We start from the raw sequence: 20,895 nt of genomic DNA on the forward strand, positions 1-20,895 counted from the left end.
ACACGTACCGGCGGCCGCAACCTATTTGATACATGCACTCCAGGGCACGTCCATGCAGCGACTGGAATCACAAAAAATATCGACTCCGAGCGCAACGGCAGAGGCCAGCAGAGGCTGGCGCGGGCAGTTCAATTTGCTGCGCTGGTTTTCGCTTGGCAGTTTTCTGATCATCGCGGCCGTAGCGCTGGGGTTGGGCTATATCTCCACGCGTTTCGTGGTCACCGAAAGCGTTGAGCGTGATGCGCTGCTCACCGCGCAATTCGTCCAGGCCATCGGCGCAGCCGAGATGCGTCACGCCAAAATCAATCCGAACCGCACCATGGGCGAAATGCTCGACCCACGCGAAGACAACAGTTACCCCGACGTCAATCCGGGGGTGCAAGCTGCGGCGCGCATTGAGTTTCTCGATCATGTCGAACATTTGCCCGACGTTCTGCTGGCCACCGTTTATGCACTCGATCGCACGATCATCTGGTCAACCAACCCGGAGCTGATCAACGTCAGGATTGAAGACGATGAAGAGCTGGACGAGTCGTTCGAAATGAAAGTCCCGGTAGCCTCCAGCTACCACAAAATCGACGACGAGAAGCCTGAGCAGCGGATGTCGCGCGAGCCGAAATACCTGTTCATCGAGAACTACATCCCGATGTTCAATGCCGACCAAAGCAAAGTCGTCGCCATGGTCGAGATCTACAAGGAACCGTCGGATCTGGTCGACCGGATCGACCGTGGATTCGCCTCGATCTGGGTGGCGACGCTGCTCGGCGGCGCAGCGATTTATCTCGCGCTGTTCTGGATCGTCCGCCGCGCCGCCACGCTGCTGCAGAGCCAGCAGCAGCAACTGATCAGCAACGAAACCTTTGTCGCGCTGGGGGAAATGTCCTCGGCGGTGGCGCACAGTTTGCGTAACCCGTTGGCGACCATTCGCTCCAGCGCCGAACTGGCTCAGGAAGTCGCCAGCGACGGCGCCCAGCGCAATATCGGCGACATCATCAGCCAGGTTGATCGCATGTCACGCTGGGTGCGCGAGTTGCTGGTGTCGTTACGGCCGATGAGTGACGACGGTGAAGCGGTGGATTTGCTCGCGACGGTCGAAGACACCCTCGGCGCGTTCGAGGCGCTGATTCGACGCAACGGGGTTGTCGTGCGATTCGCCCCGCAAGATTGCCCGCCCATCGTCAGTCAGCAGGTGCTGCTCACGCAAATTCTCAACAGCCTGTTTGCCAATGCCCTGGAGGCGATGCCCAAGGGCGGGGTGTTAACGGTCGAAATCGAAACGCCCCAGCCCCATCAGGTGCGCATGACCCTGAGCGACACTGGCAAAGGCATGAGCGCGCAACAGCAACTGTTGGTGTTCAAACCGTTTTTTACCACCAAGCAGGGCGGACTTGGCGTCGGTCTTGCATTGGTCAGAAGAATCATGGAGCGCTTTCAGGGTTCGGTCGTCTTGACCAGCCGCGAGCAGGAGGGAACCCGCGTCAGTCTCAACTTTAAAGTGGCATCGGGAGGGGAATATGGAACACAGCATTCTGCTGGTCGAGGATGACGAACTGTTGGCCGACAATATTCAGACCTACCTGGAGCGCAAAGACTTCGAGGTGACTGTCTGCCATTCGGCTGAAGACGCGCTGGGGCAAATTGAAACCTTTATGCCCGACATCGTGCTGACCGACAACTCGCTGCCGGGCATGAGTGGACACGACCTGATCCAGAAGCTGCGCATCAGCGCGCCGGATCTCAAAGTGATCATGATGACCGGCTACGGCAACGTCGAAGATGCCGTGGTGGCGATGAAGGAGGGCGCCTTTCATTACGTCACCAAACCGGTGGCGTTGCCGGAACTCAAACTGCTGCTCGACAAGGCCCTGGCCACCGAGCGGATGGAGCGTACGCTATCGTTCTATCAGGACCGCGAGGCACAGAAATCCGGAGTGCAGGCGTTGATCGGCGAATCAGCGCCGATGCAGTACTTGAAGAACACCATCGGGCAGTTGCTCGACGCCGAACGTCGCATGGCCAACACCGATCTGCCGCCGGTACTGGTTGAAGGCGAAACCGGCACCGGCAAAGAATTGGTGGCCCGTGCATTGCACTTCGACGGCCCGCGCAGCAAAGGCCCGTTTATTGAATTCAACTGCGCGTCGATCCCGTCGAATCTGGTCGAGTCGGAACTGTTCGGTCACGAGAAAGGCGCGTTCACCGACGCCAAGGATCGGCGGGTCGGGCTGGTGGAAGCGGCGGACGGCGGCACGCTGTTTCTCGATGAAGTCGGCGAAATGGACCTGCTGTTGCAGGCCAAGCTCTTGAAGCTGCTGGAAGATCGCACCATTCGTCGTGTGGGTTCGGTGAAGGAGCGCAAAGTCAATTTGCGGGTGATCAGCGCGACCAACTGCAACCTTGAGCAAATGGTGCAGCAGGGTAAATTCCGGCGGGATCTGTTCTTCCGGTTGCGGATCATTTCGATCAAGGTCCCGCGTCTGCACGCTCGTGGCGAAGACATCTTGCTGCTGGCCCGGCACTTCCTCGCCAGCCATGGCAAGCGCTATGGCAAACCGCATCTGCATTTCAGTGATCAGGCCGAAGAGTTGCTGCTCAGTTACACCTGGCCGGGCAACGTGCGCGAGTTGCGCAACATGCTTGAGCAAACCGTGCTACTGGCGCCGAACGACACCATCGCCGCGCATCAGTTGAATGTCTGTATGAGCCTGTGCGACGAGTTGCCGCCGCAGCATCAGCATCAGCATCAGCATTACGAACCGGCGCCGCATTACGAGCCGCGTCCGGCCAGCAACATGGAGTCGATGAACCTGCCGGAAGTCGAGCGCGACATGGTGCGCAAAATGCTCGACAAGACCGACTGGAACGTCACCAAGTCCGCCCGCTTGCTGGGCCTGAGCCGCGACATGCTGCGTTATCGCATTGAAAAGTTAGGCCTGGCCCGACCGGACAAACGCCAGTGGTAACCGGTGAGCTTTGGGCACCACAAAACCCTGTGGGAGCGGGCTTGCCCGCGAAGGCGTCCTGTCAGTCAACTGATATGGCGACTGACACTCCGTCATCGCGGGCAAGCCCGGCTCCCACAGGGTTTAGTGTTGATTCGGTGGGGCGAGGCAAGCCAACAGGCACGTCGGATCCAGCACCTCATCATTCACATAAATCCCACGCTCGGCATCGTACGTGCGGACAAACACCCGCACCGTCGCATCCGCCACGGTCGGCAGTTGCGAATCGCGAAACACGTGGCGATCCGGGATGACCACGAAATCCTGCGGCGCGGTGTCATCAAACGGCCGTGGCGGCTGCGCGGACAACGACGGCGGAGCGGGGTGGGCGAAGGGCTGGTTCGGCCCGTAGTAGATGAAATTGCTGTCCAGCGCGTGCGCCTGTGTGGCGGCGAGCAGACAACCGGTCAACAACAGCCGTTCGAACATTTGCATGGCGGCACCTGCGAGTGCGGTTTTCCCCAAGGCTATTAACTATAGCTGCCCTGCGGCAGGTCCTACAGCGTTGGCTTACAAGTTTGCAACAACCGCAACTGGCGGGCTGATCTAGACTCGGATCCGCTCAATCACGAGCATCGTCCGGAGTGCGCCATGGAAGTGCCAAACAATAAAACCGCCATCGAAAGCAATCGGCAGGCGTGGAACGATTCCGCCCGTCACCATCAGGATTCGCCTGACTGGCAGGCGCTGCTCAGCGAAGTCGCTCAGGCGGACTTCTCCTGTCTTGATGAGACTTTGAGCGGATTGCTGGCGGTCGACGGTAAAGACGTGATTCAACTGGGCTGCAACAACGGCCGCGAAAGCCTGTCGCTGTTCGCTCTGGGTGCGCGCAGTGTGGTCGGTGTCGATCAATCGGCGGCGTTCCTCGAACAGGCGCGTGAGCTGAACAAGCGTTCACCGCACAGTGCTGAATTCATCGAAAGCGATATCCATCACCTGCCGGCGACGTTGCACAACCGCTTCGACGTCGCGCTGATCACTATCGGCGTGCTGAACTGGATGCCCGACATTGGCGAATTTTTCCGCCACGTCGCGCAGGTTCTGAAACCGGGCGGACAACTGGTGATCTACGAAACCCATCCGTTTCTGGAAATGGTCGATCCTGACGGCGAAGACCCGTATCGCCTCGCGACTTCGTACTTCCGCGCAGAGCCGTTCGTGCAGGAAGAGCCGATCGTCTATGTCGGCAAGGTCGAACAGCAGGCGGCGAAATCCTACTGGTTCGTGCACAACCTCGGCGCGATCTTCAGCGGAGCCATCGGGGTAGGGCTGAACATTGCGCACTTCAAGGAATATGCGCATTCGAATCGGGAAGAGTTGTACGACCAATACCTGAACCAGCAAGCGCAGTTGCCGATGTGTTTCACCCTGGTTGCCACCAAGGCCTGAAGTTTTCCATTGTGACAAATGGCCTCTTCGCGAGCAGGCTCGCTCCCACATTGAATGCGTGCATGACGCACATCCAGTGTGGGAGCGAGCCCGCTCGCGAAGGCGGCCTCATGATCGCCACAATATTTCAGAGCTGAATCAAGCCCCCGCCGCCGCGCTCACGGTCGGCCGCCCCGGTTTGCGCAATGGGTCAAGCCGTGAGCCCTCATAACGGGTTTCGCGGAAGAATTTCCAGCGGCCGAACAAGCAGTAAACGTGAGTGACGCGTCCCTGCTCGTGGTAGCCCATGCGGATGTGCAGCTTCAGCGCCGGGATGTTGTGGGTTTCGCAAACGTCGACCACTTTGTTGCAGCCCTGCGCAGCCATGGCTTCCCAGAGGGCGACTTGCACGTCCACCGACAGGCTGCTGCCGAAATAGGCGCGGATCATTTCGCCACCGAATTCGAAGAACTCGCCGGGTAAAACCTTGAACACGCAGCCGTAATAGTGGCGGTCGTGATAATCGCGAATGCTCCCCCAGATGAAGCCCACCGCATGGCCGTCCGCATCGAGGTACATGTGCCCGGTGTGACCTTCGGCGGCCAGTTCGGCCATGGTTTCCACGCGATCACCAAAGTGCTTGGCGAACGCCCCGGCGTTCTGCGGCGTGATGTCGACCTTGCGCAGGCCTTCATAGGGCCGCAGCTTGTGCGGCGGCACCGGGCTGACCAGGTCGCGCTCCATCCACAACAATTCCCAGTGAAAGAACACGTAACGTTTCCACAACGTGCTGAAGGTGCGCCCGAGGCCTTTTTGCCGGATGCGTTCTTGTAGTTTTTCGATCACGCTCATGATGCCCTCCGAGGCCGGAGCCAGGGTGTTGTGGATGATGCTTGGATGGGTATAGATCAAGCCTTTCAATTCATTTCAAAGTGCCATTTTCGAAGGATTGCAAGTTATGTAACTCAATCGAGTGCTGCCGTACCGCGTGCAAACTCCTTGTTCAGATCGGCATAGGAAACCCGCGCAATGCCGGTCAACCGATGCTCTAGCACAAGGCTCAGAGACTCCTGGGGGGCGAGATAGGCATCGCCGAAATCAGCCCCGAGTTGTGTGGGATGCGCGACGATCTCCAGCACGCCATCGGTCGGCACGCTGTCGCTGCGCAGATCCACCGGCGTGCAGACGTAATCGGCGGTGATCCCGGTCAGACTGTGCAAGCGCCAATTGAGCAAACCTTTGAACACGCGTTTGGCCAGGTTGAGGTTTTGCCCCAGATTGCGCGCCAGGCGAATCGGTACACCTTGATGCGCGGCGAAGCGGGCGACGATCTCGCCGATTGGCCAGATGTTGTGCACATGCTGGTGCGAATCGATATGGCTCGGCCGCATGCCGTGGTCGACACAACGTTGCCATTGCGCCTGCAACTCATCGTGCACCGCGTCGCGATCCTCACGACTGAGCCGCAGGCTGTGACGCGCGAGGCTGAGGTCGAACACGCCGTGGCTGTCGCAAAACGTTTGGCGCGTGACAATCCTCTGGCTCAGGGGGCGCCCGTAAGTCAGGTTGAAGTGCAAGCCGATCCGGCCCGCCAGCGCGGGATGCCGGGCCATGGCGCAGGCCGCTTCGAACGCCGGCATGTTGGCCATGGCGGTGGCGGAACTGATGATCCCGGCCTGAAACGCCGCGAAGATCACCGCGTTCTCGTTCGCGCTGAGGCCGAAATCGTCAGCGTTGACTATGACTTGGCGAGGCATGTTCGCCCTCCGGGGTGATCGCGACAGGTTTGACGGTGGGTGCAACGGGTTTGGCCGCGCGTCGGGCTCGCCACTGTTGCACGGTCGGTTTGAGTCGATGCCACAGGCGCAACGCCAGGCCCAGCGTCAGGCCACTGGGCCGCCAGGAATAGAAACTCCAGCGCCAGTGCTCCAGTTGCCCGGTCATGCGTTCATGCAGTTGATGGCTGGAGTTTTCCAGGCTCACGCGCGAGGCATCGATCCAGCGCCAATGCTCGTCCAGACCCCAGCGAATCCATTCCTCCAGCAACACCCGGCCACTGCCCAGATCAGCGTATTGCGGCAGGAAGGCGAGGTTGTAATCGTAGAGCCGGCCCTGTTCGAGCAGGCCGAGGCGATAGCTGATGCAACGCCCGTTCAGCTCCAGCGTGACCAGCCGCACCAGGCCTTGGCCGGCGAGGGCGATGAAGGCGCGCTCGATCAGTTGCCGACTTCGATCACTGGCAAAAATGCCGACACCTTCGTCACCTTTCCAGCTCACCGCTTCAACTTCGCTGATGGCGTGCAGCAATGGGCCCATCGACATCGCGTCCGGAACGATGCGCCGTACCTCGGCGCCACACGCCGCAATCCGCTTGCGCGCCCGCCGCAGTTTATAGCGTGGATCGCCGGAGACTTCCTGATGATCGGCCTCACTGATCAAGTGCACCGGCACTCGACAACTCAGGCGTCGTTCATCCGTGGAGCTGCGGGCCATCCATTCGGTGAGGGCGCTTTCTTCACCGGCAGGTTCGGACAGTTCGTTGAGTTGCAGCAACGCATGGGGCACTCGCTGATGGATCAACGCCAAGGCGTTGCACATGTCCTCACTGCCCAGCAATGACAGCAGCGCCAGTCGATCGGCCAACGGATAGCCCAAATGATGCAGCACCCGAAACGGCACGCCAAAGTAGCGCTCGCGACTCGCCACCAACGGCAGGCACAGCCGCAACTCGTCCGCGTCCCAACCCAGCAGAATGTGCAAGCGCTCACGCTCGCCAAGTGTCTGCTCGGCCGCGCACAACCAACCGAGGTGGTTGAACGGTGTGTGGTCCGTCACCTGCAGGCGCAATGCTTCATACGCCGCTGCCGGAAAATCGGCGGCGCACAATGAAGTGCGCCATTCGAATCGCATCACCATAAGCTCAGTTCACCGTGGCCGTTACGGGTGGGCGGGAAGGTTTGCGCAGCGCTGCCAGGCGCGAGCCGCTGTAGCGGGTCTCGCGGTAGAAGCGCCAGCGGCCGAACAGCATGTACACATTCATGATCCGCTGCTGTTCGGTATAGCCCATGCGCAGGTGCAGCTTGAGCGCCGGGATGTTATGGAATTCGCAGACGTCGACGACTTTGTCGCAGCCTTGCGCGGCCATGGCTTTCCATAGCGCCAACTGCACATCCACTGACAGTTCGGTGCCCCAGTAGGCACGGGTCAGTTCGCCGCCGAACTCGAAGAACTCGCCGGCATTCACCGGGAACAGGCAGCCGTAGTAATGCCGGTCGAAATAGTCCCGCACGGTGCCCCAGATGAACGCCACGGCATCGCCCTGATCGTCCAGGTGCATGTGCCCGGTATGCCCTTCCTTGGCCAGTTCGGCCATGGTGCCGACGCGGTCGCCGAAATAACGGGCGAAGGCGCTGGCGTTGTCTGCCGTGATCTTCACCACCCGCAATGGCGGATAAGGTTTGAGGCTGTGCGACGGTACCGGGCTGGCCAGATCGCGCTCCATCCACAGCAGTTCCTGGTGGGCAAAGACGTAATGGTTCCAGGCTTTTTTTACGGTGGCAGTGAGTCCTTTCTGCCGTAGATGTTCAGTGAGGTTACGCAGCAGTTTCATGGTGTTCACTCCTGATGACGACGCATCGCGCGGCTCAAGGCTCGCGCGGCAGAACATCAAAAGGGCGGTCATGAGGCGCTCCAGTGCAGGGCGAACAGGGTTTGTCCTGGCAACGCGAAGCGCACGCGACCGTCCTCGCAGTGAAACGGTGCGTCGCGGCTGCGGTTGTCGGCGCCGAAGTAACGCAACGCGCCTTTGTTCGACGGGCACCTGGCACCGCTCAGTTCCACACGCTGCAATCGCGTGCCTTTGTTCACCCCAAGCAAGCCACGCTGCTCGCCGTCGGCCATCGCCAGTACATCGACTTCAAAACCATCGTTGTCCAGCTGCAGCACTTGCTGCAGCCAATGCTGCGCGATGAATTGCTGGGCCAGCCCCACCGGTTTCAGTTCGAAATGATCGTCGCCGAGCACTCGCAACATGCCCTTGGGGTACTGCGGCTCATCGGCGGCCTGGAACCAGTTGAGCATCGTCAGCAAACCATCCTGCGAGGCGTTGATCACCACTGATGCCCACCACAGCGATGCGTAATGGGTGTCCTGATCGTAGGGGCTGAGGCTGGAGCCGCTGGACATATTGGTCTGATCGAGCAGCAAGGCTTTGCGCGGCTGGCCATTGCCATCGAGGCCGACCAGTTCGGCAGCGCGGCGCACGCTGTCGCGGTAGACGCGGGTGGCGAGCAGGTCGCGGATCATCCATTCGTGCCACGCGAGCGCATCGACCTGATCGGCGGACTCACTCAGTAAACGCCGCGCCCAATCGATGCCGCGCATGTCCGCCGCGTTGTCGGCGAACGGCCCGTTGACCAGCCGTGAACTGGCCGGCATGGCGATGCGCACGCCGGCCCGGGCATTCGCCGGATCACTGCGCACTTGCCGGGCCATGCTGGTGAAAATCGCCTGGTACTGCGCATAGCTCGAATAATTGAGGTTCGGCTCATCGGCGAAACCGATGTAATGCGTGCCTTTGCCACCCAGTGCCCGAGTACCGGCCAGCCACGCATCGAGGCCGCTGTTGCTTTGTACATCGGCGCGCAGATCGGCCTGACGCTGGCTGCCGGCGAGCAGGGTGATGTCCTGTCGGATGCCGAAACGCTCCTGATACACCTGACGGAACGCGTCTTCGAAATGCGGGTTCTTCGCCGTGACGTCGACGAAGCTGTAGTAACTCGCCGCCGTCGGTTTCAGCGCATCGAGCGCGGCATGACTGGCCGGCGGCGGCATCAAATAAGGCAGGGCAATGCCCAGATCGGGCGTTCGGCCGAGGACTTTGTCGTGCAGAACCAGGTGAATCTGGCCGACGTCTTCGCGTAGCGGTTTGAGCTGCTGCGCAGTTTGCGCAAACAGGTTGGCGGTGCCGTCGAGCCAGAACGCCGCTTTGCCGCTCCCTTGCAAACGCAAGCGCCAGACTTGTTCTTGTTGGCTGACCGGCAGTGCGACCTGATCGAACTGCCAATAGGCGCGATAGGGTTTCAGTGCCAGCGTCAGCGTTTGCTTATCGCCCACCCGCTGTGCCTGCATACCGCTGACGCCGCCATGAAACTTGCCGGCCAGCACCGCGCGCTCGCCGGCGGCTACTTTGAAATACAACTCGTCGCCGTTACGCGTTTCGGCGCTGAAATGCACTTTGGCCGGGGCGAACAGCGCCACGGTTTTTTCGTCATGTTCAATCCGATAACCACGAAAGCTATAGCCGGGAATTTCCAGTCGACTGCTTGCAGCCCCGGGCAGCAAAGTCCAGGTCTGCGAACCGCGAGTTTCGCTGGCTTTGATCAGCCGTTCGCCCTGCAGCTTGCCCTGACCGTCGAGCAGATACAGATGTTCTTCATTGGCCTCGGCCTGCCATGCCGGCACCCAGCGCACTGTCACGGTGTCCGGGCGATCCGCTTGCAGGTACAGACTGCCGTCGCGAATCTCGCCCCAGCGCATCGACGCGGCGAAGGCGTCGAGCGACAGGCTGACGCCGAACAGCAGGGCCAGGCCTTTCATGCGGCCTTCCGTTGCAGGATCTGCAGCATCGGCAGCACGTCACGGGGCAGGATGATCAGGGTGTGCCAGAACGCAACGCCGCTCAAACGGCAATAGAGCACCAGCATCGCCACGGTCACCGCCAGATAGGCAATCGACGATGCCGCTGCGGCGCCGACGATGCCGTAAGCCGGAATCAACACCAGGTTCAGCGCCAGATTGAGCAGGGCGCCGAGGCCCATCAGCAACGACACCGTGCCGGGGCGATCCTTGCCAATCAGATCCAGGCGCAGAATGCTCGCGTAGCACAGACCCAGCAGGCCCGGCAGCAAGGCCAGCAGCGCCGGATAGGCCGGTTGATACGCCACGCCGAACAGCGTGATGATCAACCATTCGCCGATCACGGCCATGGTCAGGCAGGCGCCCAGCATCACCGTGGCGGTCAGGCGCAGGGCCAGCGGGGTGACTTTGTCCATGCCTGCGTCCTGTTGCAGCAGGCGCTTCATCAGCGGCGTCGTCACCGCCTCGGGAACGATCAGCAGCAGTTCGGCGGCGGCGCTGGCCATGGCGTAATGGCCGAGCGCGGTGCTGCCCAGCAGGGCGCCGATGAACAGGTAATCCGAGCGCAGAATCACTTGCTGGAACAACAGGTCCGGATGGCTGCGGGCGCTGAAGCGCAGCAGCTCGTTCTGGCTGGCGCGGTCCCATTGCAGCTGCATCGGTTGCGCACGTTTGAGCCAGACCCAACCGGCCAGGACCACCAGACTGATCCCGGCCAGCCAACTGATCAGCGCCGCTTCCAGCGCAGCACTTTTCCACATCCAGAACAGCGCAAGAAACAGCAGCAGCGGCGCCAGCGATTCTGTCAGGCGCAAGACGTTGAACGCGACCACGCCGCCGGAAGCGTTGTGCAGGGTCAGCAAGCCGCTTTTCAGCACCGTCAACGGCACTGCCAGCAGCAACAGCCAGGCGAGCAGACCGAGTTGCATCGTGATGTCGAGTTCAGTACCGAACTCACGTACCAGCGCCACCACCAGCAAGGTCAGCAGTCCCGCCAGCAGACAGCCGAACACCAGCACCTGAGCGAGCAGCAAGCCCATCGGCCGTTGCTTGGCGGCTTGATAACCGACCGCCGAATTCAGCCCGCCACTGGTGGCCGCGCTGATCAGGTCGGGCAAGGTACTCAGTAGCGCAAACAAACCACGCTCACTGGGCCCGAGGATCCGCGCCAGCAACACGTTGCGCAGCAGGCGCAGGGCGATCATCGCCAGTTTGGTGCCCATGCTCAGCGCCAAATGTTTGAGATAGTGGTTGCGGCTCATGGCCGTGCCCCGCGATAAATCCGCCACGACAGCAGTTCCGGATTGCGCGCGCTGCGTTGACTGACGCCGAAACGCGGCAGGTTCAGCGGGTCGCCTTCACCGCGATAAATGCCGGTGCCGGTGCCCAGCGCAAACGGGTAATCGTGATCGGCAATCTGTTGGCGCACGCGTTTATCGTTGTCGCCATTGGGGTAGCAATACACCGGTAATGGCCGATTGCAGCCGTTGTACAGGGCATCGCGGCTGCGCTTGATTTCTTCGTCCAGGCGCACATCATCCAGACCCGTGAGGATCGCGTGACTGGCGCCGTGCGGGCCGAACCGCACCAGCCCCGAAGCTTCGAGTGCGCGCACTTGATGCCAGTCCAGCGCTTGCGGTTGCGAGTCCTGCGGGCATTCGTCGGTCAGGCGATCCAGCTCGTGCGGTGCAAGGCTCTTGAGGCTTTGCAGGTAATGCAGCAGCGCCAGGCTTCGGCGGTCGACATCGATGTCATCGACCAGCACCGGTAAGGGATGACCGCAGACGCGCAGGCATTCAATCAAATGCATCCGCGCCTTGTCGCCATGGCTGCCCCACAGTGTTTCGCCCAGGCTTTCCCACCAGAAGCGCTGGTGGCTGCCGATGAAGTCGGTGGAGAGGAAAATGCTCGCCGGCACCTGGTGTTTTTGCAGCAGCGGGAAGGCGTTGACCGCGTTGTCACGCCAGCCGTCGTCGAAGGTCAGTGCAACGCGCGGCCGTTCGGTGCGCAGCGAATTGGGCTGCAGAATCTCCATCAACGGCACGCAATCGAAATGCCTGCGCAGCCACACCAGCAGGTGCTCGAACGCTTTTGGGCCGACACACAATTCGTTGCGGTGCGGCAGGTCGGCGGCGCGGTCATTGGCCAGCACCCGATGCAGCATGAGGATCACCCCGGCGCCGTGCAGCTGATTGCGGCCCACGGACGAATTGAGATAGAGCCAGCCACTGGTGCGTTTGAGTAGTTGTTTGATCGCCATGGCCTCAGTCCTTTTTTATCGGTTCTGTTCCGGATTCCACTGGGCATACCGCTGGCCGCGCAGGAACTGCCACAGGCCGAGGCTCATGCCCGCCAGAGTGATCAGCAAAAACGCCGCCAGACGGAAGGGTTTGGGCAAGCGGTGTTGCGAATCGAGCAGGCCGGCGATGGCGATCGTGTAGCCGATCAATTGCGCGATCAGGCTTAAGCGATAAAAGCCGTGTTCTTGCCACAACCAGAAGTTGCTCAGCAGCAAAGGCAGCAACAGCACGGGCGCCAGTCGGCGGATCAATTTGTGGCTGATCAAGGCGATCGAATACAGGCCATGCTTGAACGGATTGAGCAGCTCGCTGCGTTGCGCCAGGCTCTGCAAGCCGCCGACGGTAACGCGCTGACGCCGGCGAAATTGCTTGCCCGCCTCGTCGACGCCATGGTCGATCACTTGCGCTTCGGGCACGTAGACGATGCGTTTGCGTGCCACCGGAGCGCAGGTGCTGATGAAGAAATCGTCGTTGACCTCCGCTGGTACGTTCTGGAACAACTCGCGGCGCAGGGCGAGCAGGGCGCCATCGGCGGAGACCATGCAACCGGTGCGATTCTCCATACGGCGCAACCAGCCTTCGTAATGCCGATACAGGCTGTCACCGACGCTCAGGCCCCCGCCGGTGACCGGAATCACCATGTGCCCGGCACAGGCGCCGACTTGCGGATCGCTCAACGGCGCGAGCAAGTGGCCGAGGGTGTCGCGTGACCATTGATTGTCGGCATCGGTGAACACCAGAATATCGCCGGTACTCAGCGCGGCGCCGGCATTCAGGGTCGCGGCCTTGCCCTGGCGGGGCAGGTCGAGCACGGTGATGCGCGGGTCGACCACTTTGCGCGCGCAAGCCACGGTGTCATCTGTCGAGCCATCGCTGGCGAGGATGATCTGCAACGTTGCCGGCTGATAATCCTGAGCCAGCAGCGTGCGCAACTTGTGCTCGATGTGCCGCGCCTCGTTGTGCGCGGCGATCACGATGCTGATGTTCAGCGGCGGCGCCGGAGTATGGCGACAGGCCGGGAACAGCGGCGCCAGCAGCGTCAGCAGCAGCGGATAGCCGAGATAGGCGTAGACCGGCAATAACAGGCACATCCAGAAAATGAACTCAGCCACGGGCAGGCCTCCTGGCGTTCCAATGACACAGACTCAGAATGAACGCGGCACCGGCCAGGTGCAGGCGCATCCAGTGCAAGCCCCACAATTGCAGGGTCAGGCCGATGTTTCGGTGTTTGATGCTCTGGCGAATGCTCAGTACCAGGCCGGGCACCAGGGTCAAGGCGACCATCAGTGTCGCGTGATGCGGGAAGCCGTCGAGCAGTGCCGAAATGGCCAGAAAATCCAGAACCCACACCGCGATCGACAGCAGGGGGAAGCGCAGCAGGCGCAGGCTCAAGCCATGGGTACGCAGCAGTTGTAGATGACTGCCCTGACGCCACATCTCCTTGCCCATCCACTCGCGCCAGTTCATTTCGTAGCCCCAATGCAACGCGACCTGCTCATTGACCGACAGCAGGCGTGCACCGTGCTCGCGCAGGCGCAAGGTGAATTCCTTGTCTTCGCCGGTACGCAGGCTTTCGTTGAAACCGCCGACCTTGTCGAACCAGTGCCGGCGCATCAACAGGTTGGAACTGGGCAGCCAATCGACGACATGGCTGGCGTGGCTGGTTGGGCGCAACGTGCGGCGCTGCCATGCGGTGGCGTACCACGGCGCGGCGGCGGGCGTGTGCAGATCGAGGCCAAAAACATCGGCCTGGCCGCTGGCTTCGATGTCCAGCAGTGGGGTGAGCCAGTCTTCCGGCATCTCGACGTCTGCGTCGATGAACGCCAGCCATTCACCGCTGGCGATCGCCGTGCCGCGATTGCGCAACGCGCCGATCAACAGGCCCGGCATCACCAGCACCTGAGCGCCGAACTGGCGGGCAATCTGCGGGCCCTGATCGCTTGAACCGTTGTCGACCACGATCAATTCGCACTCGACATTGGCGGCGTGCGCGGCTTTTTGCGCAGCGAGCAGCGTGCGGCCAATGTGCCGAGCCTCGTTGTACATCGGAATGACGATACTGATCCGGCTCATGCGCGGGCCTCCTTCGTCAATGGCGCTTGTTCGGCTTTCAGGCGCAGCACGCTCGTCATGGCGAGCATGATCCACAGGTATTTCTGGTTCGGTGCGCTGAGGAACATCAGAAACAGCGTCAGCGACAGAAAACTCACACCCAGATGCGTCATCAGATCCGCCTGCTGCCAGTCGCGGCGCAGCATCCAGGCGGCCCGCGCACGAATCAGGTTGTACAACCCAAGGCCCAGCATGCCGACAAACAGCAGTCCGGCAGGGACCCCGAGTTCGCTGAAGATTTCCAGGTAGGTGTTGTGTGCACGGCGGTACAGGTCGCCGATCTTGCGGTTGGCGGAAAACGCCTTGGCGTATCCGGTGGTCGCGTAGTGCAACGGGAAAGTCCCGGGGCCGGAGCCGAGCAGCGGGTTCTCGCGGATCATCTGGCTGCCGACCACGATGTACGAGGCGCGGCGACCCAGGGATTCGTCGTTGTGGCCCTTGGCGCCCGCGCTCAGCACGCTCAGCGATTGAATGCGCGCGAGGTAACCGGCAGGCATCGCATAGATCGCCAACGGAATCACGATGGCCGCGCCAAGCATGGCAAAACCCAAATGCCGTGGGCGAATCCGCTTCAGTTGCGCGCGGTAGTGCCAGCAGCCGATCAACAGACTCAACGCCAGCACCACCAGCCCGGAACGCGACTCGGTTTTGGTCATGCCGCCCAACAGCAGCAGGCAGCAACCGCCCCAGAACAACCGATGCCACAGGTTCGGGCTGCGGATCACCAGCAGCAGGCCCAGCGGAATGGCGAAGGCGATCAGCAGGGCGAACGCGTTGGGGTCTTCAAGCAGCCCGGCGGCGCGGCCCTGGTCCTGGAATTTGCTTGAGAACATCGCCATGGCGCAGGTGGTGCTGACCGCCAGGGTCACCAATCGGGCGAACAGGTCGAGGTTAAGCTCGCGGCCGATCAGCAGGGTGATGACAAACAGGATCAGACCGACACCGAGTTCGCGCAGGTGCCCCAGCGACATGCCCATGTCATCGGTGTTGAACAGGCTCAGAAAGTACAGAACCATGAACCAGATCAGGTAGCGCCAGATATTACTGCGCAGGCGCTCCGAGGGAATCTGGTGCAGCGCCAGTTGCAGCATCAGGATCACCGCCAGTGATGCGCCGATCAGCTTGCTTCCGGACAGCATGTTGTCCTTGAAAAAACCTTCGAACGGCACCAGGGCGGCGATGCCGAGCAAGCCCCAGGACGGCTTGCGATACAACACGGCAAACCCCACCAGACCCAGGACTGCCCCCGGCGCCAGATACGGATAAGGGCTGGCCAGCAAAGCAATGCAGACCAGACTGAGCAGACTGACGATCGAGAGCGGGAAAATCATGCGCGTGCCTCCCGTGCCGTGCGGATGTACAGCTGCGACCAGCGCTCGGCGAGAGCCTTGAGGTCGTAGCGATCCAGTTGCGTGCGTTTTGCGTTATCACGCAGTTGCCGCGCCAGTTTCGGCTCGGTCAACAGCGTGTCGAGCTGACGGGCGAGGGCCGCGCTGTCGACGGGTTCGACGAGCAAACCGTTGTGTCGGTGTTCCAGCACATCGGGAATCCCGCCAACGCCAAACGCCACCACCGGCACACCGGCCTGCATCGCCTCCAGCAAAATCATCGGCGTACCCTCGGTGCGCGAGCTGATCACCAGCGCATCGAGTTGCTGCCACCACGGTTGCATGGCGATCTGGTAACCCGGCAGACGAATCCGTTGCTGCAAGCCAGCGGCATCGATTCGCGCCTGCAATACCTCGCGTTCCGGGCCGTCGCCGAGCATCACCGCATCCAGTTGCGCATATTGATGACACAGCGGGATCAGCGCATCGAGAAACAGATCCGGGCCTTTCTCGCTGCTCAGACGTCCGACATAACCCGCGAGCCAGCGCTGCCGGCCGACGTCATGCACCAGCGCCGCCGCGGCTGGCAAACCATTGGGAATTACCTGCAGCTTCTCCGCCCGTACGCTGGCCTGACGGTGCAGCAGCGCGATGCTTTCCGCGACGCAGACCACCCGATCTACCGAGGCGGTGCGGCACAGTTGCAGGCTCAACCAGGTGTAGAACTTTTGCTTGCGGCTACGCGGGGTGAAGCCGTGTTGGGTGATCACCAGCGGCAGGCGCAACAACGTTGCGCCGACCCAGCCAAACAACAGGCCTTTGAAGTTGTGGGTGTTGATCAGCGGCTGCTCGCTTTGCCGCTGCCGCAAGTGCCGCAGCAACTCCCCCAGCCCGGCACAGCCGCGGCAGTCCACCCCGGCCTCACGAAACCGCGCGATCAGCTCTGCTGGGGCGTCGAGGAACAGCACCTGATGCTGCCCCGGCGTCGCCAGGCAATGATCCAGCAACATCCGTTCAGCCCCATAGAAACCGCCGCTGCTGAGCAAATGAATGATCGGCAGGGCGGCGTTCGGGGCGGGCGCGGTGTTCAATTGCGCACCCAGTGCAGGAAGCTTGGCACCGTCCAGCTCTTGTGCGGATTGCTTGGCAGTACATTCTGGTCGTTGATCACCAACAGCACCGGCAAGCCCAGTTCGTGGCTGATTTGCGCCGGGTGTTTGAAGCGGTGATCGAAGAACTCACGCACGTAGACCAGCGCGATCGCCAGCAACAGACCGGTGAGCAGGCCGAACGGGATAATCAGCCCCGGTTTCGGGAAGGCCGCCTCGGTCGGTTCGAACGGCGGGCTGAGTACGCGGGCGTTGGACAGGTCGTCGTTGAGCGAGCGCGTGGTGCTGCTTTCGGCAAAGCGCTGGGCGTAGGTCGAAAAAGCGGCGTGCATCGCATCAATCTCGGTGTCCATCTGCCGCAGCTTGCTCTGGGTTTGCTGCAACTCGTGGATGCGGTTTTTGAACTCGGTGATGCGCGCGGTTTTCTGGTCGATCACCTGCTTGACCACGGCCAGATCGGCGGTGCGTTCCTGGATGCGGTTGCTCACCACTTTGAGGAACTGCTGACGGGTGCGGGCGATTTGCTCGCGGGTCAGCAGCATCGGTTCACTGCCAGGCTGGAAGACCGCCAGATCGTTCATGTAACGGCTGACCTGCGTGGTCAGTTGTTCGCCCATCTGTTTGATCTCCCGGTCCTCGAACGCCACGTTGTCGACGGTGGTGGTGAAGGTGAAGGGGAAGGTGTAATCGTTGAGCTTGCTGCTACTGGCGGCGGCCATAGCGGTTTTCAGGTATTCGAGCCAGCGCTGGCTCTGCAACAGGCGATCCTGATACAGGTTCAGCGCCTGCTCTTCGGTGTTGATCGCGTTCAGGCGGAAGGTAATCTCTTCCTTCGGATCCGAGGCGCCGACACTTTCCAGCAAGGCCTGACGGTTGCCTTCCAGACCATCGAGGCGCACTTGATAGAGGTGCTTCTTCGATTCGTAGAAAGACTGCGGCAGGTCGATCGATTGCAGCGCCTGACGGCTGACCAGATAGTTCTGCAGCAGGGCACTGACAAACGTCGTGCCTTGATGCGGGTCCGGGAAGCTGTAGATGATCGAGATCACGTTGGAGCCGGGCAGGGTCTCGATCTTCAGGCTATCGATGGCCTGTTGGGTCAGCGCATCGAGCGTGGTGTCACGCACCGGATCGGTCTCCAGCCCGAGCATGTTGCGCGTCGGGTTGATCACGTATTCGCGCAGCGGCGAACTGACGTAGCGCTTGAACGGCTCGCTCACCAGTTTGCTGAAGATGCCCGGCGAAGGCGTGTATTCGCCCTTGTCGCGCAACTCGCTGATGGTCTGGCGGATCAGCGCCGGCGACCGGAGGATGTTGCTCTCGGTTTCCATGTCCGCCAGCGACGGCGGAATGAACGTGGCGTTGTCCACCGTCAGCGACGTGGTGGCGTCACCCTGGGAGAGTTTTTTCGACTGCACGATCACCTGCGCGGTGATATCGAAGCTCTGTTTGAGCACCAATGGCAGCAGCAGGGCGATGACTGCAAAGATCAGGAAGACCCGTTTCACCAGACGCTTGTTGGCGAAGAAGATCCTGAAGAACTCATGCAGGTAGTTTTCCTTTGGATTCATGGTCGGTCACCTGAGAGTCAGTTGTTGTTGCTGTCTTTGTTGTCGACGCGGTAGCCGAAGCTGAACCCGACGCCCTGGAACAGCACCACGTCGGCCAGTTGCCGAGCCAGCTCACCGGCGCTGGCCAGTTTGGTTTTCGGCACGAAAAGCATGTCGTCGGGTTGCAGATAAGCGATTTGCGAAGCATCGCCGGACAAGGCTTTTTCGACGTCGTAGTGCACTGCCTGCACCTGATTGCCGTTGCGGCGCATGATCACCACCGAGTCCAGCCGCGCCTTGACGTTGGTGCCGCGCGCCAGGGTCAGCGCCTCAAGCACCGAGACGGGTCGACGGATCGGGTAGGAACCCGGTTGGCCGACTTCGCCGAGCACGTAAATCTCATTGCCGGCGGTGGACTTGAGCAGCACGTCCACCGTCATACGGCCCGGCAGTTGCGCGTACTTCTGATTAAGGAAGGTTTCCAGCTGATTGATGGTCATGCCTTGTAGCGGCACGGCGCCGATTTCCGGAAAACTGGCGTAGCCGTCAGTGCCGACGGTGATCTCGCGGCTCATGCCGGTGGCCGGGTGGTTCAGTGCATTTTTCAGGTTCTGTTCGTTGGTCAACGGGCTGATGATCTGCACCGTCAGCTGATTGCGGTTGGGCTGGAACAGTTGTTTGCGCTGATAGACCCGCTGGATTTCCTGCCGCGCCTCATCGCTGGTCAGCCCGGCGATTTTCACCGAGGTGTTGGCGCCCGGCAGTTCGATGGTGCCGTCGGGCAGCACCAGTTGGTTGCCGTTGAGCTGGCTGGCAGCGGTGAAATTCAGGCCGATCTGATCACCCGACTGCACGCGGTAGGCCTCCGAGCCGCTGGTGCTGATGCGGAAGATCACGTCCAGCACATCCTGCGGGCGCAGGGTCTGCTCGATCTTGGGCATATCGGTTGCCTGGGCGTTGGCCGGGGTGGCGGTGAGGATATTCACCGGCATGTTGCGGGTATCGGAATTGCTGGAGCAGCCCGCAAGCGGCAGCAACAGCAAGACAAGCATTTTGGCGTTCATGGCGTCATCCTTTGCGGTTGCTTACAGATTTTTGTAAAGCCACTTGGGCATGTAGTACTTGCGCCGGTTGAACACGCTGCCGACCACTTTCGCCCCGGCCTGGGTAAGGCGTTGCACGGCGGCCTGGGCGACTTCCCAGCGGGTGTCTTCAGCGCGAACCACGAACACCACGCCATCGACCTGAGTGCTGATGACCAGCGTGTCGGCGGCGGAATACACCGCGTCGCCATCGATCACCACGAAGCGGTACCGGCTGCCCAACTGATCGAGCAACGGGCTCAGGCGCTCGGCGGTCAGGTGTTCCATGGTGCGGATCGGCCGGCCGTTGGGCAGCACGTCGAATGGCAGGCTCGAAATCTGCACCACGCAGTCCTGCAACAGCGGCGGGTTGTCCGGGTTGAACAGCAGGTCGCGCAGGCCGCGCTCCTTGCTCAGGTTCATCTGCTGGGTCAGGTTGCTCGCCGATTGGCTGGCGTCGACCAGCAGCACCTGGCCGCTGCTCATCTGCGCCAGTTGACTGGCCAGTGCCAGCGCGCTGGTGGTGGTACCGGCGCCGGGGTTGGCGGCGGTCAGGAACAGAATCCGCAGATCCAGATCCAGCACGGTCGAGGTCAGGTTCGATTCGCTGGGGTTGGCGATGCTCAGGCTTTTATTGGTTGAACCGTCCATTAGCTTGCTCCGTGGCCGCTGAATACTTTGAAGGGGGTTTTCAACAGGATCTTCAGATCAAGCAGAAGGCTCTGCTCGGCGATATAGCTGAGGTCCAACTCAACGCGCTGGTCGAAGTCGATGTTGCTGCGTCCGGAGATCTGCCACAGGCCGGTCATTCCGGGATAGATGCTCAAGCGAGCGAGGTGATTGTCCTTGTAGCGGTAAGCATTGAAGGAGGTCGGACGGGGGCCGACCAGACGCATGTCGCCGCTGATCACGTTGATCAGGTTGGGCAGTTCGTCGAGGCTGGTGCGGCGCAGAAAGCCGCCGATGCCGGTGATTCTCGGGTCCTTGTCGATCTTGAAATCAATCGCGTCGGCCCCGTGCTTGTTCAGGTGGCGCAACGATTCCTTGAGGTCTTCGGCGTTGGCGACCATGGTGCGGAATTTGTACATGCCGAATTTGCGCCCGCGATAACCGGTGCGTTTCTGCACGAACATCACCGGCCCCGGGCTGGTGAACTTGACGGCCAGCGCCAGGCCGATCAACAGCGGCGAAAACACCAACAGAATCGCCAGGGCGCCGAGACAAGCCACAATCCGATTGGTCCGCGACACCTGCCATGGCCGGCCACCGTCACGGCCAGTCACCCAACCGCGACCCTGGCGATGAATTGCGGCATCGAGGCGCATGCGGTGCTCGGGGTCTATGCGCTTGTCACGACGCAGTTCCTGCATCGGCATCGCTTTCTCATGTCCAGTCATAACGTTCTCC

Annotated in this window: 19 protein-coding genes; 3 read left to right on the forward strand and 16 right to left on the reverse strand. The window is 61.3% G+C overall.

Annotated elements, in window-relative coordinates; translation table 11 throughout:
- Positions 1-52 precede the first annotated feature (52 nt).
- Complete coding sequence (locus tag AB4P97_RS06220; RefSeq protein ID WP_395602241.1) at positions 53-1,546, forward strand: sensor histidine kinase; 1,494 nt, start codon at positions 53-55, stop codon at positions 1,544-1,546.
- Positions 1,515-2,963 (forward strand): sigma-54-dependent transcriptional regulator, encoded by a 1,449-nt coding sequence (locus AB4P97_RS06225; RefSeq protein ID WP_395602242.1) that lies wholly within the window; start codon positions 1,515-1,517, stop codon positions 2,961-2,963. Before AB4P97_RS06220 ends, AB4P97_RS06225 begins: the two co-directional genes overlap by 32 nt.
- Before the next feature lie 123 nt (positions 2,964-3,086).
- On the opposite strand, the gene AB4P97_RS06230 is transcribed toward AB4P97_RS06225, so the two are convergent.
- The gene (locus tag AB4P97_RS06230) at positions 3,087-3,437 is read right to left on the reverse strand and encodes a hypothetical protein (RefSeq protein WP_042559780.1); all 351 of its coding nucleotides are present in this window, start codon (positions 3,435-3,437) and stop codon (positions 3,087-3,089) included.
- 156 nt (positions 3,438-3,593) lie between these two features.
- Here AB4P97_RS06230 and AB4P97_RS06235 point away from each other — a divergent pair, with 156 nt between their 5' ends.
- The gene (locus AB4P97_RS06235; protein ID WP_395602243.1) at positions 3,594-4,391 is read left to right on the forward strand and encodes a class I SAM-dependent methyltransferase; all 798 of its coding nucleotides are present in this window, start codon (positions 3,594-3,596) and stop codon (positions 4,389-4,391) included.
- 138 nt (positions 4,392-4,529) lie between these two features.
- Here the strand turns inward: AB4P97_RS06235 and AB4P97_RS06240 are convergent, their stop codons facing one another.
- The 15 genes from AB4P97_RS06240 to AB4P97_RS06310 all read right to left on the reverse strand — a co-directional run bounded on the left by AB4P97_RS06240 (position 4,530) and on the right by AB4P97_RS06310 (position 20,885).
- Positions 4,530-5,222, reverse strand: a complete 693-nt coding sequence (locus AB4P97_RS06240) for a GNAT family N-acetyltransferase (RefSeq protein WP_210622484.1) — start codon at positions 5,220-5,222, stop codon at positions 4,530-4,532.
- Positions 5,223-5,335: 113 nt separating this feature from the next.
- Positions 5,336-6,127 (reverse strand): ChbG/HpnK family deacetylase, encoded by a 792-nt coding sequence (locus AB4P97_RS06245; protein WP_395602244.1) that lies wholly within the window; start codon positions 6,125-6,127, stop codon positions 5,336-5,338.
- A complete protein-coding gene (locus AB4P97_RS06250) occupies positions 6,099-7,286 on the reverse strand; it encodes a GNAT family N-acetyltransferase (protein WP_395602245.1) in 1,188 nt (395 codons plus the stop codon). The genes AB4P97_RS06245 and AB4P97_RS06250 overlap by 29 nt, the downstream gene beginning before the upstream one ends.
- A 4-nt stretch (positions 7,287-7,290) precedes the next feature.
- Positions 7,291-7,980, reverse strand: coding sequence for an N-acetyltransferase (locus AB4P97_RS06255; protein WP_395602911.1), 690 nt, complete (start codon positions 7,978-7,980; stop codon positions 7,291-7,293).
- A gap of 68 nt (positions 7,981-8,048) precedes the next feature.
- A complete protein-coding gene (locus AB4P97_RS06260; RefSeq protein WP_395602246.1) occupies positions 8,049-9,968 on the reverse strand; it encodes a hypothetical protein in 1,920 nt (639 codons plus the stop codon).
- Positions 9,965-11,269 carry a lipopolysaccharide biosynthesis protein gene (locus AB4P97_RS06265; protein WP_042559776.1) on the reverse strand — a complete coding sequence of 435 codons (1,305 nt, stop codon included), beginning with the start codon at positions 11,267-11,269 and terminating at the stop codon, positions 9,965-9,967. The genes AB4P97_RS06260 and AB4P97_RS06265 overlap by 4 nt, the downstream gene beginning before the upstream one ends.
- Complete coding sequence (locus AB4P97_RS06270) at positions 11,266-12,267, reverse strand: polysaccharide deacetylase family protein (RefSeq protein WP_115146761.1); 1,002 nt, start codon at positions 12,265-12,267, stop codon at positions 11,266-11,268. Before AB4P97_RS06270 ends, AB4P97_RS06265 begins: the two co-directional genes overlap by 4 nt.
- Positions 12,268-12,282: 15 nt before the next feature.
- Positions 12,283-13,419, reverse strand: coding sequence for a glycosyltransferase (locus AB4P97_RS06275; protein WP_395602247.1), 1,137 nt, complete (start codon positions 13,417-13,419; stop codon positions 12,283-12,285).
- Entirely contained in the window at positions 13,412-14,380 is a 969-nt protein-coding gene (locus AB4P97_RS06280; RefSeq protein WP_395602248.1) for a glycosyltransferase, read from the reverse strand. Before AB4P97_RS06280 ends, AB4P97_RS06275 begins: the two co-directional genes overlap by 8 nt.
- Entirely contained in the window at positions 14,377-15,750 is a 1,374-nt protein-coding gene (locus tag AB4P97_RS06285; RefSeq protein ID WP_395602249.1) for an O-antigen ligase family protein, read from the reverse strand. The genes AB4P97_RS06280 and AB4P97_RS06285 overlap by 4 nt, the downstream gene beginning before the upstream one ends.
- Positions 15,747-16,838 (reverse strand): glycosyltransferase family 4 protein, encoded by a 1,092-nt coding sequence (locus tag AB4P97_RS06290; protein ID WP_395602250.1) that lies wholly within the window; start codon positions 16,836-16,838, stop codon positions 15,747-15,749. Before AB4P97_RS06290 ends, AB4P97_RS06285 begins: the two co-directional genes overlap by 4 nt.
- On the reverse strand, positions 16,835-18,427 hold the full coding sequence (locus tag AB4P97_RS06295) for a GumC family protein (RefSeq protein WP_395602251.1): 1,593 nt from the start codon (positions 18,425-18,427) through the stop codon (positions 16,835-16,837). The genes AB4P97_RS06290 and AB4P97_RS06295 overlap by 4 nt, the downstream gene beginning before the upstream one ends.
- Before the next feature lie 17 nt (positions 18,428-18,444).
- On the reverse strand, positions 18,445-19,470 hold the full coding sequence (locus tag AB4P97_RS06300; protein WP_115146767.1) for a polysaccharide biosynthesis/export family protein: 1,026 nt from the start codon (positions 19,468-19,470) through the stop codon (positions 18,445-18,447).
- Between the two features lie 21 nt (positions 19,471-19,491).
- Positions 19,492-20,139, reverse strand: a complete 648-nt coding sequence (locus tag AB4P97_RS06305) for a CpsD/CapB family tyrosine-protein kinase (RefSeq protein ID WP_042559768.1) — start codon at positions 20,137-20,139, stop codon at positions 19,492-19,494.
- Entirely contained in the window at positions 20,139-20,885 is a 747-nt protein-coding gene (locus AB4P97_RS06310; protein ID WP_042559767.1) for a sugar transferase, read from the reverse strand. The genes AB4P97_RS06305 and AB4P97_RS06310 overlap by 1 nt, the downstream gene beginning before the upstream one ends.
- Between the last annotated feature and the right edge of the window lie 10 nt (positions 20,886-20,895).

Origin of the sequence: Pseudomonas sp. A1230 (assembly GCF_044218825.1) — a bacterium.
Classification (GTDB): Bacteria; Pseudomonadota; Gammaproteobacteria; order Pseudomonadales; family Pseudomonadaceae; genus Aquipseudomonas; species Aquipseudomonas iridis.